At 59.6% G+C, this 16,262-nt stretch carries 15 protein-coding genes and 1 other RNA gene; 6 read left to right on the top strand and 10 right to left on the bottom strand.

The features are described 5' to 3' along the window. The first annotated feature begins 16 nt into the window (after positions 1-16). Positions 17-1,129: a hypothetical protein gene (locus OK142_RS10670; RefSeq protein ID WP_498682657.1), complete on the top strand. Its 1,113-nt coding sequence runs from the start codon at positions 17-19 to the stop codon at positions 1,127-1,129. 70 nt (positions 1,130-1,199) lie between these two features. On the opposite strand, the gene ilvN is transcribed toward OK142_RS10670, so the two are convergent. Together ilvN and OK142_RS10680 are read right to left on the bottom strand one after the other, a co-directional pair. Then, positions 1,200-1,772 carry an acetolactate synthase small subunit gene (ilvN, locus tag OK142_RS10675; protein ID WP_003513099.1) on the bottom strand — a complete coding sequence of 191 codons (573 nt, stop codon included), beginning with the start codon at positions 1,770-1,772 and terminating at the stop codon, positions 1,200-1,202. A 19-nt stretch (positions 1,773-1,791) separates the two neighbouring features. After that, positions 1,792-3,585, bottom strand: coding sequence for an acetolactate synthase 3 large subunit (locus tag OK142_RS10680; protein ID WP_498682659.1), 1,794 nt, complete (start codon positions 3,583-3,585; stop codon positions 1,792-1,794). A gap of 381 nt (positions 3,586-3,966) precedes the next feature. Between OK142_RS10680 and OK142_RS10685 the strand changes: the two genes are divergently transcribed. Then, positions 3,967-5,979, top strand: a complete 2,013-nt coding sequence (locus tag OK142_RS10685; RefSeq protein WP_498682662.1) for an ATP-binding protein — start codon at positions 3,967-3,969, stop codon at positions 5,977-5,979. 9 nt (positions 5,980-5,988) lie between these two features. Here OK142_RS10685 and miaA read toward each other — a convergent pair whose 3' ends face one another. Continuing rightward, entirely contained in the window at positions 5,989-6,885 is an 897-nt protein-coding gene (gene miaA, locus OK142_RS10690; protein ID WP_498682664.1) for a tRNA (adenosine(37)-N6)-dimethylallyltransferase MiaA, read from the bottom strand. Between miaA and serB the strand changes: the two genes are divergently transcribed. Together serB and OK142_RS10700 are read left to right on the top strand one after the other, a co-directional pair. Then, positions 6,884-7,774, top strand: coding sequence for a phosphoserine phosphatase SerB (gene serB / locus OK142_RS10695; RefSeq protein WP_313608851.1), 891 nt, complete (start codon positions 6,884-6,886; stop codon positions 7,772-7,774). The two genes, miaA and serB, sit on opposite strands and share 2 nt — an antisense overlap. Next, complete coding sequence (locus OK142_RS10700) at positions 7,771-8,343, top strand: GNAT family N-acetyltransferase (RefSeq protein WP_498682666.1); 573 nt, start codon at positions 7,771-7,773, stop codon at positions 8,341-8,343. Before serB ends, OK142_RS10700 begins: the two co-directional genes overlap by 4 nt. 24 nt (positions 8,344-8,367) lie before the next feature. On the opposite strand, the gene OK142_RS10705 is transcribed toward OK142_RS10700, so the two are convergent. The 7 genes from OK142_RS10705 to OK142_RS10735 form a co-directional block, all read right to left on the bottom strand. Next, entirely contained in the window at positions 8,368-9,117 is a 750-nt protein-coding gene (locus OK142_RS10705) for an SDR family oxidoreductase (RefSeq protein WP_498682668.1), read from the bottom strand. Between the two features lie 90 nt (positions 9,118-9,207). Then, entirely contained in the window at positions 9,208-10,749 is a 1,542-nt protein-coding gene (locus OK142_RS10710) for a Do family serine endopeptidase (RefSeq protein WP_313608853.1), read from the bottom strand. A gap of 308 nt (positions 10,750-11,057) precedes the next feature. Further along, positions 11,058-11,981 carry a protease modulator HflC gene (gene hflC, locus OK142_RS10715; protein ID WP_082182612.1) on the bottom strand — a complete coding sequence of 308 codons (924 nt, stop codon included), beginning with the start codon at positions 11,979-11,981 and terminating at the stop codon, positions 11,058-11,060. Position 11,982: 1 nt separating this feature from the next. Next, positions 11,983-13,104 carry an FtsH protease activity modulator HflK gene (gene hflK / locus OK142_RS10720; RefSeq protein WP_082182613.1) on the bottom strand — a complete coding sequence of 374 codons (1,122 nt, stop codon included), beginning with the start codon at positions 13,102-13,104 and terminating at the stop codon, positions 11,983-11,985. Between the two features lie 143 nt (positions 13,105-13,247). After that, a complete protein-coding gene (locus tag OK142_RS10725) occupies positions 13,248-13,775 on the bottom strand; it encodes a dihydrofolate reductase (RefSeq protein ID WP_498682673.1) in 528 nt (175 codons plus the stop codon). Continuing rightward, positions 13,772-14,566 (bottom strand): thymidylate synthase, encoded by a 795-nt coding sequence (locus OK142_RS10730; protein ID WP_498682675.1) that lies wholly within the window; start codon positions 14,564-14,566, stop codon positions 13,772-13,774. Before OK142_RS10730 ends, OK142_RS10725 begins: the two co-directional genes overlap by 4 nt. Before the next feature lie 91 nt (positions 14,567-14,657). After that, complete coding sequence (locus OK142_RS10735; protein WP_035242256.1) at positions 14,658-14,966, bottom strand: DUF2853 family protein; 309 nt, start codon at positions 14,964-14,966, stop codon at positions 14,658-14,660. Positions 14,967-15,108: 142 nt separating this feature from the next. On the opposite strand from OK142_RS10735, the gene ssrA reads away from it, so the two are divergent. Beyond that, positions 15,109-15,479: a transfer-messenger RNA gene (gene ssrA / locus OK142_RS10740) on the top strand. 228 nt (positions 15,480-15,707) lie between these two features. Further along, the gene (locus tag OK142_RS10745) at positions 15,708-16,220 is read left to right on the top strand and encodes an SspB family protein (RefSeq protein ID WP_035220594.1); all 513 of its coding nucleotides are present in this window, start codon (positions 15,708-15,710) and stop codon (positions 16,218-16,220) included. Positions 16,221-16,262 lie beyond the last annotated feature (42 nt).

Here is a 16,262-nt window from a genome sequence, read left to right on the forward strand (position 1 = left end):
GAAATATACAAACCAGATGCAGGCCGCCATCCTTTTGGAAGGCAACATCGCCGCCTCGCCACTGCCAAATCTGGTTAAGCAGCTTCAGACCGTATTCAACCGGCTCGGCGTAACCCTGGCGTGCCCCGGAATGTCTTCGACCTATGTGCAAATGTTCGGGCCAAACGATCTTCAGCTCACTGTCGAGTTCGTCGCGGGTCCAGCGGATCATGGCGTTTTCGCTGGCACGCTCGGCTCGCCGATCTCCGTTATGCTGGTGCCCGATGCCATCGACCGAATCCGGCGCCATAAATCCCACCTGCTCGTCTATATACAGCACGGCGTGTTTGGCGGAGTGATGCAGGAAAAGGGCATTGCCAGCCTGTTCAGTGAACTCGGCATGTACCAGCCCGGCCATTCGCTTGCCGAGTTTCTGGACCGGGTAAGATGCCTATCCATCGCCTGCGAAACGATCTGCGCAAATGTGCCGGCAAGCCTCATCCACTGGACGCAGAGCAACATGCTGTTTTCGGCCGAGAGTTTCACGGCATTTGTCGAAGAGCCGATAGGACCCCTGACAGTTCACCCCCGCATTTACCGTGACGAGCCACCACCGGGTACTACGGAGCAATGTGTCGGCATCCAGACGCTGGGAGCAGCAGACTATATCGGGCGCGAAATCAATGTGGAAGCAGCACCCGTTCCCTGGTCAGAACTATATGCGGGCGCGCTGACCTTCATCAAAATTGCTACCGAGAAAAACGGATATATTATCCCCGATGGCGACGTCTTCGGGATAGAGGACGATTCCGTTTCTTATCGGGTTCGCCATGTCGCCGCGACGGCCGGACAAGACTTACCGGACCAATATCAATTGACCCTTCGCTACTCCCGCAAACATGGCTATAGGGCGAACGATATCAAACGCCGGCTGACGGTCCCGGGCGGTGTCGATGGCGTTGAACGGCTGATAGGAACCGCGACGCCGGAAGCAAGAGCCGAGCTTCGGAAAATGCGCGAAAGCGAGTCTCTGGCCGAAGGTATCGGCGGCCGTCTCGTCGTGACACGACCTGCGGATGAACCACCACAGAATCCTGGTCGTACAGGAAACGCACGCATCATACCCTTTGGAAAGCGCACCGGACTGTAGGTGGAAAAAAGACAAGCCCGCGACGTTGCGCGGGCTTGATATTCAACGGCAATTACTTTCCTTGCGGAAATTACATCCCCTGCGAACCGCGGTTCATCGCGGCAATACCGGTGCGGCAGATTTCGATCAGGCCGAGCGGCTTGATGATGGCCACGAACTGGTCGATCTTGGACGACTTGCCGGTGATCTCGAAGATGAAATGCTCCACCGTCGCATCCACGACCTTGGCCTGAAACGCATCGGCAAGGCGAAGCGTCTCGGCGCGGGCTTCACCCGAGCCGGCGACCTTGATGAGCGCCACTTCGCGCTCGATCGGCCGTTCCTGACCCAGTTCGCGGGCGCGAACGGTGAGATCGAGAACCCGGTGCACCGGAACGATGCGCTCCAGCTGCGCCTTGATCTGCTCGAGCACGATCGGCGTGCCGCGTGTCACGATGGTGATGCGCGACAGATGCGCCTCATGCTCGGTTTCCGAAACCGTCAGGCTTTCGATGTTGTAGCCCCGGCCGGAAAACAGGCCGATGACCCGGGCGAGAACGCCCGGCTCGTTGCTGACGAGAACCGACAGCGTATGATTTTCGACGGCAGCCGTTTCCTTCTGGATGAAATAGGCGGAGCCGGTGGGTTGTAGGTGTGCGTTCATGTCCTTTTCCTCTCCCGGCTCAGACTAGCTGACGGCCCTTTGCATCGATGGCGTTGGCAACCGCTTCATCCGTCGCCTCATCCGGCAACAGCATCTCGTTGTGAGCCTTACCAGACGGGATCATCGGGAAGCAATTGGCAAGATTGGCAACACGGCAATCGAAGATGACAGGCCTGTTGACCGCGATCATTTCGGCGATCTTGTCGTCCAGCTCCTTCGGGTCGTCACAATACATGCCGACCGCGCCATAGGCTTCCGCCAGCTTGACGAAGTCAGGCATGGCTTCGGTGTAGGAGTTGGACAGGCGGTTGCCATGCAGAAGCTGCTGCCACTGCCGCACCATGCCCATATACTGGTTATTGAGGATGAAAATCTTCACCGGCAGACCGTACTGGATGGCGCAGGACATTTCCTGGATGCACATCTGGATCGAGGCGTCACCGGCAATGTCGATAACCAGTGCTTCCGGATGCGCAACCTGAACGCCGATGGCCGCCGGCAGACCATAACCCATGGTGCCGAGACCGCCCGAGGTCATCCAGTGATTGGGCTCCTCGAAGCCGAAGAACTGCGCCGCCCACATCTGGTGCTGGCCGACTTCGGTGGTGATGTAGGTGTCGCGTCCCTTCGACGCCTCATAAAGCCGCTGCAAGGCATATTGCGGCATGATGACATCATTGGAGTTCTTGTAAGCGAAGGAATTGCGCGCGCGCCAGCGCTCGATCTGGGCCCACCAGTCGGCTGTCTGCGATTTTTCCGGCTTCTTCGGCAAGGCGCGCCACAGGCGAACCATATCTTCCAGAACATGGCCGACATCGCCAATGACAGGCACGTCAACGCGAACCGTCTTGTTGATCGAGGACGGGTCGATGTCGATGTGGATCTTCTTGGAGTTCGGTGAAAACGCATTGATGCGACCGGTAATTCGGTCATCGAAACGCGCACCGATGCAGACCATGACGTCGCAATCATGCATCGTCATGTTGGCCTCGTAGGAACCGTGCATGCCCAGCATGCCGAGCCAGTTCTTGCCGGAGGCTGGATAGGCGCCAAGACCCATCAGCGTCGAGGTGATCGGGAAACCGGTCAATTCCACCAGCTCACGCAGCAGCCGCGTCGCTTCCGGGCCGGAATTGATGACGCCGCCGCCGGTGTAGAAGATCGGCTTCTTCGCCTTCGACATCAAGTCGATGGCCGCGTGAATGGCGTTGAGATCGCCCTGGACCTTCGGCTTGTAGCTCTTCTGCTGAATGGCTGCGGAAGGCGGCGTGTAGGTGCCGGTGGCGAACTGGATGTCCTTCGGAATATCGACGACGACGGGACCGGGACGGCCCGTCTGCGCGATGCGGAAGGCTTCATGGATGATGCCCGCCAACTCGTTGACGTCCTTTACCAGCCAGTTGTGCTTGGTGCAGGGGCGCGTGATGCCGACGGTGTCGCATTCCTGAAAAGCGTCGGAACCGATCAGCGATGTCGGAACCTGACCGGAAAGGCAGACGAGCGGAATGGAATCCATCAGCGCATCCTGCAGCGGTGTCACCGCATTGGTGGCGCCGGGACCCGACGTGACGAGCATGACACCGACCTTGCCGGTGGAGCGGGCATAACCTTCGGCCGCATGGCCGGCGCCCTGCTCGTGGCGCACGAGAATGTGCTGGATGTCTTCCTGCTGGAAAATCTCGTCATAGATCGGAAGCACGGCGCCGCCGGGATAACCGAAGATGTGCTCGACGCCGTTGTCCTTCAGCGCCTGCAGAACAATCTCCGCACCTGTCATGCGATTGCTGTTTTCCGTATTGTCCTTATCCGTCATTGCCTGTTTCCATCCCGCTTTGGCTTTGGATATCGAGGAGCCCGAGGGCCTGTTTGAAGACATAAAAAAAGGCCCCTTAAGGAGCCTCGTTCAGCGCATGGGTGCTTTCGCCGGATGGTTACACCATCCTGCCCATGCGCCGTCCCACCACGATAAGTACGTTAAGATTTTTCATGGGCCGGAGTGTTAGCCAGAAAAGCGCCAGTCGTCAACGCATATTGCGGAAAAAATCGGCGTCCGCTTCTTTTATTGCCCGAAAGACGCCGTGGACGAAATTTTCGAACACAACCGATACACCGGTTGTTAAATATAATCTTTTACTCTCGAAGCCGCAGATACTGCCCGAACCACCGCGATCATCCGCATGTACCGGGATATGACGTGAATAACGACGAGTTTCATAAAGCGTCCCGAATGGACGAAAACGAACGGCGATCCGGCCAGCAGCCGCCAAACCGCATGCTGGGCCGCGTCATCGCCTGCGATGGCGCCCATGCGACCATTGCCGCCGAAACCGAGATCGGCTCAACCGATGTCGCCCAGCTCTGGTCCGTTGGCCGCCTGATTTCCATCGAAATGGGAACGAGCCGTGTCGCGGCGCTGGTATACGCCATGCGCACCGGCGAGGAATATTGGTCCTCGGACAGGGCGAACAGGCTGCTGATCGATGTGGAACTCGTCGGCGAAGTCTATCGCACCGAGGACGGCAGCGAGCGCTTTTCCACCGGCATCTCCCGTTATCCCTATCTAGGTGCGGTGGCACATCGCATCCGCACGGGAGACCTTGCCAAGATCTACGACGGCGGCAAGCGCGACAGCTGTGTCATCGGCAAGCTGACGCAGGACGACACGATCGGTGCCGCCATCAACATCCAGCAGATGCTGGCGAAACATTTCGCCGTCGTTGGATCGACGGGCGTGGGCAAGACCACCGCTGTCTCCCTGCTGCTGAACAAGGCGATCGAGACTGACCCGAAGCTGCGTGTCCTCATTCTCGATCCGCACAATGAATTTGCGGCCGCGTTTCCCGATCATTCAGTCGTCATCGATACCGATACGCTAGACCTTCCCTTCTGGCTGATGCGCCTTGAGGAATTCGCGGAAGTGATTTTCCGGGGCCGCAAGCCGGTGCCGGAAGAGATGGATGTCCTTCGCGACATCATTCCGGAGGCGAAAAAGGCATTTCGCGGCTCGGATGGCTCCGCCGTTCGCCGCACATCCGACAAGAGCGCGATCACGCCGGATACGCCGGTGCCCTACCGCATGGCCGACCTTCTGGCGCTTGTCGACGAGCGTATCGGACGGCTGGAAGGGCGCGGTGAAAAGCCGGCGCTGCGCTCCCTGAAAGGCCGCATCCTCTCGGCCATCAACGATGCTCGCTACAATTTCATGTTCTCCAGCAATACGATCAGCGACACCATCCTGGAGACGGTGGCGCATATTTTCCGTATTCCCGGGGAAGGCAAACCCATCTCGGTTTTCCAGCTTTCCGGCATTCCTTCCGAGGTGGTGAACTCGGTGGTCTCCGTCCTCTGCCGCATGTCCTTCGAACTTGCCGTCCTGGCGCGCGGTTCGCTGCATATGCTGGTGGTCTGCGAAGAAGCACACCGTTATGTTCCGGCTGACCCCGAGCGCGGCTTTTTCCCAACCCGACAGTCGATCGCCCAGATCGCCAAGGAAGGCCGCAAATACGGCATTTCGCTCGGCGTCATCAGCCAGCGGCCAAGCGAGCTGGATCAGACCATCCTGTCGCAATGCTCGACCGTTTTCGCCATGCGGCTGTCGAACGAGATCGACCAGAAGATCATTCTGTCCGCCGTACCGAATGCATCGACCTCAACCACCAGCTTTCTGTCGTCCATCGGCAACGGCGAGGCCATCGCCTTTGGCGAAGCGGTGGGTGTGCCAATGCGCATGCGCTTCAACCGCGTGCCCATGGCCAAATTGCCGAAGGCGAGCGGCACGGTCAGCCACGTACCCCACGAAACACCAGATACAGTCGACCTGAACAACATCGTGACGCGTATGCGCGCCACAGCCAAGCCAGTCATCACCGGCTTCCAGCAAAGCGTTGAAGCGGCCTTTTCCGATCTGCCGGAACCGGTTTCCGTCCCAAAAGAGGCGGACGACATCGACCGCTGGAAGCGCGAATTGGGGACAGCAGCAACGGAGGGTTACGAGCCGTACCGCCCCGACATGCTGCCCGGACGCGCGACCTCAGCGCCGCAAAATCCGGCGCCAGCAGCCGACACCGCCGCCGGTGCCGTCAACGACTTGCGCAGGGCCGGTTTCCAGATGCAGGCGCAGAATGGCCCGCCCCCCGGCGATACACGCCCGTCGCTACGGGAGAGCCTGCTAAAGAAACCGCTCGGCAGCCTCTATCGCAAGGATTGACGGTCGCCGTCACGGCTGAATACGCGTCCAGTCCGGCCCCATCTGATTGCGGAACCAGGTCATCTGCCGCTTGGCATATTGGCGGGTGGCGGCCGCCGATTTTTCGATCACCTCCGCCTCGCTCATGCGGCCGGCCAGCATATCGGCAATCTGAGAAACGCCGATCGCCTTCATCGCCGTCGCATCGGGCGGGAGATTGAGGGCGAGAAGGGCTTTCACCTCTTCCACCGCACCGCTCTCCATCATGGTTTCGAAACGTCGGTTGATACGGTCATGCAGCACCGGTCTCTCCGGCAGGACGACGAATTTCTGCGCACGCTCGGGGTCGATGATCACCGGGCCGCTGGCCTTTTGGAAATCCCGGATCGACTTTCCGGTCGCCTCGATGACCTCAAGCGCCCGGACGATCCGCTGGCCGTCCCCCGGCTGAAGCCCTTCCGCCATGGCGGGATCAAGCCGCGACAATTCCGCGTGGAGAAACGTCGGCCCCTCTTCGACCAGCCTGGACCGCAGCCTGTCGCGTATCTCGTCCGGAATGGCGGGCATATCGGACAGGCCACCTGTCAGCGCCTTGAAATAAAGCCCAGTGCCGCCGACGATAACGGGAAAACGCTCTTGCGTGCGCAAATCCGAAAGCAGGGCCGAAATTTCACGCAACCATTCGCCCGTGGAATAGAGGCTGCTCGCCGGCACATGGCCATAAAGTAGATGCGGCACGCCCTCCATTTCTTCCTCGGATGGCCGGGCTGTCAGCACCCGCAGCGTGTCGTAAACCTGCATGCTGTCGGCATTGATGACGACACCGCCCCGCTCCCGCGCCAAACGAAGCGCAAGCGCGGACTTGCCGCTTGCCGTCGGGCCGGTTATCAGGATCGCATCAAAATTCTCATCAAGGTTTTTCATCATGGCTTTCGTTGCCACGCTTATCGCCAATCCGTCAAATCCTGTTCTGACACCGGCCCTCGGCGAAGCCGCCGCAAAGGCCGTCAACGCATCGGGCCTCTACTGGCTGGCTGACGGCATTGCCTGCGATATTGCCCTGCCATCCGGCACGGATGCGGAAGCGGCCCGCAACGCCATTGCAGGCGCGCTTGCCGGCCAGCCGATCGATATCGTGGTTCAGGAACAGGACAAGCGACGCAAGAAGCTTCTGATCGCCGATATGGATTCGACCATGATCGGCCAGGAATGCATCGACGAGCTGGCTGCCGAAGTGGGACTGAAAGACAAGGTCTCCACCATCACCGCCCGCGCCATGAATGGCGAGATCGCTTTTGAGCCGGCGCTCAGGGAGCGCGTGGCGCTGCTGAAGGGGCTGCCGGTCTCCGTCATCGACGACGTCATCGAAAAGCGTATCACGCTCACCCCCGGCGGCAAGGAGCTGATCGCCACCATGAAGGCCAAGGGCTACTATACCGCCCTCGTTTCCGGCGGTTTCACCGTCTTTACCGGCCGTGTGGCCGCCATGCTGGGTTTTGATGAGAACCGCGCCAATCTGCTCGGCGAAGCCAATGGTGAGCTCGACGGCACCGTTGCCGAACCGATCCTCGGCAAACAGGCCAAGGTGGATGCGCTGAACGATATCGCCACAAAACTCGGCATCTCGCCGGATGAGGCAATGGCGGTCGGCGATGGCGCCAATGATCTGGGCATGTTGCATCTGGCCGGCGCGGGTGTCGCCCTGCACGCCAAGCCCGCCGTTGCGGCAGAGGCGCAGATGCGCATCGACCATGGCGATCTCACCGCGCTGCTTTACATTCAGGGTTACCGCAAGACGGATTTTGTCATTCCATGATCATCCGTGAGACACAAAGGCTCATTCTGCGCGAGTGGAAAGAGAGCGACCGCAATCTGTTCCGCGAAATCAATGCCGACGAAAAGGTCATGGAATTCTTCCCCTTCCGCCGCAGCCATGCGGAAGCGGACGCGGTTCTCGAAACCATCAATGGCATGATCCGCGGCAGCGGTTACGGCTTTTATGCCATGGAACTGCGTGAGACCGACGAAGTCATGGGCTTCTGCGGTATCTCCCCCGTGATGAACCTCGATCCGCCCTTCCCGATCGGAACAATGGAGATCGGCTGGCGGCTCGCCACCCGCTACTGGGGCCATGGCTATGTCACCGAAGCCGCGCAATCGCTGCTCGTCATGGCCTTCGATGAAAAGGAGACGCCGGAAATCGTCTCCTTTGCCGTCCATGATAACCAGCGTTCGACGCGCGTGATGGAGCGCATCGGCCTGAAGCGTGACCCTTCGCGCGACTTCGATCATCCGCGCGTGCCGGAAGATACCCATCCGCATCTGCGCCCTCACGTCACCTATGCGCTGACGCTGGAGGAATGGCGGGCACGACAGGCGCAGTAACGCCCTCGCCCGCCAGTTCGGCAATTATTTCACCGCCGCATTGCCGCCATCGGCAAACAGGGCCGATCCGGCAACGAAGCTCGACATCTGGCTGGAGAGGAAAAGGGCGGCCTGCGCCAGCTCCTCCGGCTCCGCAATGCGTTTCATCGCATGCAGCCCCGCCGCCCATTCCTTCTGGGCCGCATCTCCCGCCATCGGCGTATCGACGCCGCCCGGAAGCAGCGCATTGGCGCGAATGCCCTTGACGGCGTAATCGGCAGTAATGCCTTTCACCAGCCCCATCAGCGCCGCCTTCGATGTGCCATAGGCTGCCATGCCGGGTATGCCGGCGCTTGTGCCGACGAAGCTGGAGATGAAGACGACCGAACCGCCTCCCCGCTTCAACATCGCGGGGATCTGGCTGCGCACGCCGAGAAATGCGGAAGTGAGATTGGCGGCGATCACATGATCCCATTCCTCGACCGAAATCTCCGCAAGCGGCTTCATCGCCCCAACCGCACCGGCATTGTTGACGGCGATATCGAGACCGCCAAAGATGGTCATGGCCGCCTCCGTCAGGCGGGCATGGGTTTCCGCAATGCCGACGTCACCCACGACGGTGTGAACGCGACCGCCGGCCTGGCGAATGGCGGAAGCCACATCCTCAAGTGCCGCTGCGCCACGCGCGTTGATGATGACGGCCGCACCCTGTTCGGCAAACAGCCTTGCCGTCGCCCGGCCGATGCCGGATGACGCACCGGTGATGATGGCAACCTTGTTTTCGAGTAATTTCATATCCTTGGCCTCCGTTCGATGGAGACCAAGAATTAAAGAGCGGCCGGGATCACAACCACCCGATTCCTGACGAACCGGGCGAAAGGCGCTTTATTCCAGCGGCAACGCCACGACGCGCAGATTGCCCTGAGCATCTGCAACCATCATATGCGCATTCTTGCGGCCTTCCGATTTCAGGCCGTTGATGCGCACCAGCACATCGCCCGGAACCTCCATGAAATCCTGCCCGACCTCGACGATGATATCGCCCGGCTTCATGCCCTTCTGTTCGGCAGGCGAACCCTGATCGACGCTGGCGACAAGCACGCCTTCGACGCTTTCGGCGATACCCTTCTCCGCCCGCAGCTCGTTGCTCAGAACAACGAGGTTCATGCCGAGCACGCTCTGCGGTGCTTCGCGCACCTCGGGGGTCTGGTCCTGCGCCTGATCGTCGCTGCCGCCATCATCAGGCGTCACCACGCCGCCGTCACCGTCCTCGGCCTGCGGATCATCCGTTGATGCCTTTTCATCCGGCGTGTCGAGCAATTGGCCGAGCTTAACCTTGAGGGTCTCTTCCTTGCCGTCGCGCAGCACAACCACGTCGACTTCCTTGCCAACAGGGCTTTCCGCCACGATCCGCAGGAGATCGCGCATCTCGTGAATATCCTTGCCGTCGAATTTCAACACGACATCGCCGGCCACGATCGGGCCGTTTTCCACCGGACCGCCCTTGGCGACACCGGAAATCAGCGCACCCTTTGCGCTTTCCATGCCGAGGCTCGCGGCCACGTCATCCGTGACAGGCTGCACGCGAACGCCGAGCCAACCACGACGCGTCTCGCCGAATTCAATCAGCTGCTGCACGATATTCTGCGCGAGTTCCGTCGGAACGGCGAAACCGATACCGATCGAACCGCCGCTCGGCGAAATGATCGCCGTATTGATGCCGATTACCTCACCCTTCATGTTGAAGAGCGGGCCGCCGGAATTGCCCTTGTTGATCGCCGCATCCGTCTGGATGAAATTGTCATAGGGACCGGCATTGATGTTGCGGCCGCGCGCCGAGATGACGCCGACCGTCAGCGATCCGCCGAGGCCGAAGGGATTGCCGATGGCCATCACCCAGTCCCCGATGCGCATGCTGCGCGAATCACCGAACTTGACGGCCTTCAGCGGCGTTTTCGGCTCCACCTTCAATACGGAAAGATCGGTCTTCGTATCGGTGCCGACAAGCGTCGCCTTGAGCTTCGACCCGTTCGGGAAAATCACCTCGATGGCATCAGCGCCCTCGATGACGTGGTTGTTGGTGACGACGTAGCCGGCCGGATCGATGACGAAGCCGGATCCCAGCGAACTGACCTTGTCGCCACCTTCCGGTTTCTGGTTGTCGAAATAATCCTTGAAGAACTCCTGGAAGGGAGACCCTTCCGGCAGCTTCGGCGGAACGGGGCCCTTGCCTTCGGTCTTGACGTTCTGCGACGTCGAAATATTCACCACCGCATCCAGAAGCGGCTCGGCGAGATCGGCCACCGATGCCGGCCCGTGGCTCTGCGCCCATGCCGCAACCGGGGCCGAAAGGCTACCCGCCACAAGCGCGATGCCCGCGACTGCGGCAATGCTGCTGCGAAAAGGCGAAAGAAGGGTCACGGCCATAAGCGTCCTCGCGTTTCAAATAGTCTTGCCCTGCATATATCGTCAAAGCATAAGGCGGAATGATGAAGTGTAAAAATACCTTTTCGTGAACAGGCGGATGACGCCCTGCCCCGACCTACAGCTTTGCCACGAAAACCGACCCAAAGGAAAGGGCCGGCCAAAACCCGCCCTAAAATTACCAACACGGCGGCTCAACCCTCACCTCCGTCATCCTCGGGTCGAGCCCGAGGTTGACGTCGTGCGCGGGGGGCCGTCAAAAAGAAAGGGGCCGGTAAAAACCGGCCCCTCCACTAGTATTTGATCCGTTATCAGTTCGCCGGTGCCGGCGCAGGCGCGGCGGGCGGCGTGGACGGAGCACCGTCGATGTTGTTGAAATAACGGAAGAAGGTCGAGTCCGGCGACAGGACCAGCGTCGTGCCGGTTCCGCTGAGCGAGCTGGAATAGGCCGCCATCGAACGATAGAACTCGAAGAAGCTCGGATCGCGCTGGAAAGCCTCTCCGAACACCTTATTGCGCTCCGCATCGCCCTCACCCCGAAGCACTTCGGACTGGCGACGTGCATCGGATTCGAACTCCACCACCTGGCGGTCGGCAATAGCGCGGCGGCGCTGCGCCTCTTCATTACCGCGGGCGCGGATCAGTTCGGCTTCGGCCAGACGTTCCGACTTCATGCGCTCGAAGGTCTGCTGCGACACTTCCTGCGTCAGATCGGTACGGCGGATGCGGACATCCACGATGCTGATACCGAGCGATTCCGCGTCGGGACGCAGGTCGTCACGCACTTCCTGCATCATCGATGCACGTGCATCCGAAAGGGCGGATTCAAAGCCGCGAAGACCGTATACCCGGCGCAGCGACGCATCGAGACGGGTGCGAAGCCGCGATTCCGCCGACATCTGGTCACCGGAGACCGTCTGCCGGAAGCGGCGTGCATCCGTGATGCGGTAGACGACGAAGGCATCAACCTCGTAGAACTTACCGCCGGATACCTGAACACGGATATTGTCGTGATCGAAGCGCAGGGCCCGGTTCTCGACATATTGGACCCGGTCGGCATCCATGAAGGCGAAGGGCAGCTTGAAATAGAGGCCCGGCGCGGTTTTCACGTCCTGGATCTGACCGAAGCGCACGACGATGGCCTGCTGGCGCTCGTTGACGACGAAGATCGAGGAATAGCCGAAGAAAAGCAGAACGGCGAGACCGACGAGAACGGCCGTAAGACGGTTGCTCATATCAGTTGCCTCCCTGCTGTGCTGCGCCGGTATTGCCGCGCATGATCTCATTCAGAGGCAGATAAGGCACCACGCCCTGTTTCTCGTCGATGATGACCTTGTTGGAGCCCTTCAGGACCTGTTCCATGGTTTCCAGGAACATACGCTGACGGGTCACATCCGGTGCCGTGCGATATTGATCGTAAATGGAGATGAAGCGCTGCGCCTCACCCTGTGCCTCGTTGACGACACGCGACTTGTAAGCGTTCGCCTCTTCGACGATCTGTGCGGCCTGACCACGTGCGGCACCCAGCTTCTGGTTGGCGTACTGGTTGGCTTCCTGAACGAAACGATCCTCGTCCTGCTCGGCACGCTGCACTTCATCGAACGCATCAGCCACTTCGCGCGGCGGCGCCGCATCTTCGATAGCCACGGCATTGATGGAAATGCCGGCGCCGTAGCCGTCCATGGTGGACTGGATGATGGTGCGCACATCTGCCGCGATCGCCTGACGGTTATCACGGAAAATGTCCTGTGCCGGACGGCGTCCGACGACCTCGCGCATGGCGCTTTCGGATACCTGCTGCAGCGTCTCAGCCGGGCTGTCAACGTTGAAGAGGTAGGATTTCGGATCGGAAACCGTATAGAGCACCGAGAACTGCACGTTGACGATGTTCTGGTCGCCGGTCAGCATCACGCCGCTCGACGAGGAAGACGAGGCGCGCGAACCGATGTTCTGCTGCTGCTCGGTCACCTTGACGATTTCAACCGTCTCGATCGGCCACAGATGGAAATGCAGGCCCGGCATCGAGATTTCGTCCTTCGGACGTCCGAAACGCAGTTCAACGCCGCGCTCATCCGGCTGGACGGTGTAGATGGACTGGATGCCGAGGAAAACCAGAACGACGAGAACGAGGATCGCAACCGCGCCGCCGTTGAAGCCGCCCGGCAGGACATTCCTGAAACGGTCCTGACTGCGCCGGATGATCTCTTCCAGATCGGGCGGACCGCCATTGCCGCCGCCGCCACCGCCGCGAGGCCGGTTAGGCCCCTGCCCCCATGGGCCGCCACCGCCGCCCTGGTTGTTTCCTCCACCGCCGCCGCCCCAAGGGCCGCCGCCGCCATTCTGATTGCTCCAGGGCATCAATACCTCTTTATAAAAGCCTCTCCCGGTTCCGTTCGAAAGCGATTGCTCGCGTGCGGCGGGAATATCGACCCGTTATAAGAAGGAGAAGCGTCCGTTTCAACGCAGAGGTGGTAACTAAATACCCAATCAGGGTAAATAGTTCACTTTGACGCGGCTCTTCGCAAATAAGTGGTGAACAGAACGGGATAATTGTCCCTTTCCCCTGCGGGAGCGGCATTTTCCTCGACTTTTTCAAACACGGTCGGATCTATTTCCGGAAAAAAAGTGTCGCCATCGAGCTTTACCGCCACATGGGTGACGGAAAGTTGATCGGCAAACGGCATGGCCTGACGGTAAATTTCCCCGCCGCCGGCCACGAAAACCTCATCCACCCCAAGTTCCGCAGCCTTTGTCTTGGCAAGCTTCAGGGCGTCTTCCAGCGATGAAACGACATCCACACCCGCCGGTCTGTAGTCTGCATTGCGGCTGACGATGATGTGCGGCCGGCCCGGCAGGGGACGCTCGCCCACGGACAGAAACGTCTTGCGGCCCATGATGAGCGGCTTGCCCATCGTCATCGCCTTGAAGCGCTTGAGGTCGGTGGAAAGCTTCCACGGCATGTCGAGGTCGCGGCCGATAACGCCGTTTTCCGATACCGCGACGATGAGGGTGACGCGCGGCTCGCTCATACCGCGATCGGCGCCTTGATGCTTGAATCGGCCTCGTAATTCTCAAGCGTAAAGTCTTCGAATTTAAAGGCGAAAAGGTCCTTGACGTCAGAATTGAGGCGCATCGTCGGCAGGGCCTTGGGCGTGCGCGTCATCTGCAGCCGCGCCTGCTCGAAATGGTTGGCGTAGATATGCGCGTCGCCGAGCGTGTGGACGAAATCGCCCGGTTTCAGGCCGGTGACCTGCGCCACCATCAGCGTCAGAAGCGCATAGGAAGCGATGTTGAACGGCACGCCGAGGAAGATATCGGCCGAGCGCTGGTAGAGCTGGCAGGACAGCTTTCCGTCAGAAACATAGAACTGGAACAGGCAATGGCAGGGCGGCAGCGCCATCTCGTCCACCAGCGCCGGGTTCCACGCAGAAACAATGTGACGGCGGGAATTGGGATTGGTTTTAAGGGCCTCGATCAGAAGCGCGATCTGATCGATATGGCGGCCATCGGGGGCCGGCCAGGAGCGCCATTGCGCGCCATAGACCGGGCCGAGATCGCCGTTCTCGTCGGCCCACTCGTCCCAGATGGAAACGCCGTTTTCCTTGAGATAGGCGATATTGGTGTCGCCCTTCAGGAACCACAGCAGTTCATGGATGATCGAGCGCAGATGCAGTTTCTTGGTGGTCAGAACCGGAAAACCTTCGGAAAGGTCGAAACGCATCTGGTAACCGAAGACCGAGCGCGTGCCGGTGCCGGTGCGGTCTCCACGGTCGGAGCCGGTTTCCATCACATGCCGAAGAAGATCGAGATATTGTTTCATGCGTTCTGCCGCCGATTCCCTGATATCAGTGGAATATAATAGCACAGGGCGGCAGAACCAATCACCTATTCAGGGCTATCCCCGGCTCAAATCAGAGCGACTGGAGTTTGCCCAGTTCCTTGGCGACAAGGTAATAGAAAGTGACGCGCGACTTGGAGCGATCAGCAGCCATGGCCTTGGCGGTGGCATCAATCGCCTTGTCGGCGCTGTCATCGGTCACGCCGAGCTTCTTGCCGCACCAGCTCGCCTTCACACGCGCAAGCTCTTCCGGATCGGAAGCGGACACCAGCGATGAATCCCGGTTGCGCAAGGCAATGCCGAGATGCTTGACGATCTTGCCGACAATGGCTTCGTCGGCTGCTGCATCGTATTTCTTCACATCTGCGAGATAGTCAGTCATGTCCACTCCTTCGTGTGTCCCCGGCCCGGTGTTGTTTCTGGTGACCGGTTGCACGGAGAATGTGTCAGCAATCCCTCGTCGTCAAGAATAGTCTAAATTGCCGGGCGCAAACACGAAACCTTTTCATGGAATTGTCATCGCCCCCCTTTTCTCGGCCACGGGAAACGCCTATATGAGCCTTGCCGGGGCAACCCGGCTATGGCGATAAACGGTCGGTGTAATAAACCTATTGGACCCGGGGGCGGTACCCGGCGCCTCCACCAAAAACCGGCGGCTTTCTTGAACAAGGCCGGCTTTTGATGGGGGCGAAATAGGATCGACAAGGGCGTAAAGATCGAACTTTTGCTCGGCATGATACCGCCGTTATCGGGTCACAAGTGTAGTTGCAAACGACAACAACGCTAAGGAATACGCTCTCGCTGCCTAATGGCGGTGCGGGAATTCCGCTCTAAGTCCTCACGGTTAGCCCCGTGAGGCGGGGTTCGGAGGTACCTGGCAACAGAAACCTCCACCTTCTCCATTTTGCCTGAATTGGTTATATGATAGCTGACTTGCGATCGGCATCGGCTTTTCCGTTGCTGCCGTTCAGGACATTGCGTATACTTGGGCAACGCGTAGCCGTCAGGACCGAATTGATCCTGGCTCAAGGATTACGCAAAGATTCAAAGTGTTACAGCGTCCTTGGCGCGCATGACGCGCCGCGCTTTAAAAGACGTTCGAATAAGGGAAAGACAGGACCGCATGGGGCAGGATCATATCCGTTACGACATTCTCGCACAGGATGCCCTTCGCGGCGTTATTCGTAAAGTTTTGGGTGAAGTGGCCGCAACCGGCCGCCTGCCCGGCGACCACCATTTCTTCATCACCTTCCTGACCGGCGCGCCCGGGGTGCGGATTTCCCAGCACCTCAAGGCAAAATATGCCGAGCAGATGACCATCGTCATCCAGCACCAGTTCTGGGACCTGAAGGTGACCGAAACCGGCTTCGAAATCGGCCTGTCCTTCTCGGACACCCCGGAAAAGCTGGTCATTCCCTATAACGCCATTCGCGGTTTCTACGATCCTTCGGTCAATTTCGAACTTGAGTTCGATGTGCCCCTGGCCGACGAGGAAGAGATGGAAGACGCCGAAATTACCGCCTACCCCGTTTCCAACGAGGCAAAACCGGCTTCCACCGCCGAAGCCCCCAAGGCCGGTGAGGAAAAGAAGGAAGGCTCCGTCGTTTCGCTGGATGCTTTCCGTAAGAAGCAATAACAGCTTCCTGTCTGACCGCGCGAAACTCAAGGAGACATATCC

The sequence above is a fragment of the Agrobacterium sp. BT-220-3 genome (assembly GCF_025910175.1).
Classification (GTDB): Bacteria; Pseudomonadota; Alphaproteobacteria; order Rhizobiales; family Rhizobiaceae; genus Agrobacterium; species Agrobacterium oryzihabitans.

Bases quoted from the DNA above. Each gene is read 5' to 3' on its own strand.
- miaA (WP_498682664.1), bottom strand. From the start codon at position 6,885: ATGATGAAAAACCTTGATGAGAATTTTGATGCGATCCTGATAACCGGC.
- OK142_RS10730 (WP_498682675.1), bottom strand. From the start codon at position 14,566: ATGAAACAATATCTCGATCTTCTTCGGCATGTGATGGAAACCGGCTCC.
- OK142_RS10745 (WP_035220594.1), top strand. From the start codon at position 15,708: ATGGGGCAGGATCATATCCGTTACGACATTCTCGCACAGGATGCCCTT.
- OK142_RS10735 (WP_035242256.1), bottom strand. From the start codon at position 14,966: ATGACTGACTATCTCGCAGATGTGAAGAAATACGATGCAGCAGCCGAC.
- OK142_RS10680 (WP_498682659.1), bottom strand. From the start codon at position 3,585: ATGACGGATAAGGACAATACGGAAAACAGCAATCGCATGACAGGTGCG.
- OK142_RS10700 (WP_498682666.1), top strand. From the start codon at position 7,771: ATGATCATCCGTGAGACACAAAGGCTCATTCTGCGCGAGTGGAAAGAG.
- ilvN (WP_003513099.1), bottom strand. From the start codon at position 1,772: ATGAACGCACACCTACAACCCACCGGCTCCGCCTATTTCATCCAGAAG.
- OK142_RS10670 (WP_498682657.1), top strand. From the start codon at position 17: ATGCAGGCCGCCATCCTTTTGGAAGGCAACATCGCCGCCTCGCCACTG.
- hflC (WP_082182612.1), bottom strand. From the start codon at position 11,981: ATGAGCAACCGTCTTACGGCCGTTCTCGTCGGTCTCGCCGTTCTGCTT.
- OK142_RS10705 (WP_498682668.1), bottom strand. From the start codon at position 9,117: ATGAAATTACTCGAAAACAAGGTTGCCATCATCACCGGTGCGTCATCC.
- serB (WP_313608851.1), top strand. From the start codon at position 6,884: ATGGCTTTCGTTGCCACGCTTATCGCCAATCCGTCAAATCCTGTTCTG.
- OK142_RS10710 (WP_313608853.1), bottom strand. From the start codon at position 10,749: ATGGCCGTGACCCTTCTTTCGCCTTTTCGCAGCAGCATTGCCGCAGTC.
- hflK (WP_082182613.1), bottom strand. From the start codon at position 13,104: ATGCCCTGGAGCAATCAGAATGGCGGCGGCGGCCCTTGGGGCGGCGGC.
- OK142_RS10725 (WP_498682673.1), bottom strand. From the start codon at position 13,775: ATGAGCGAGCCGCGCGTCACCCTCATCGTCGCGGTATCGGAAAACGGC.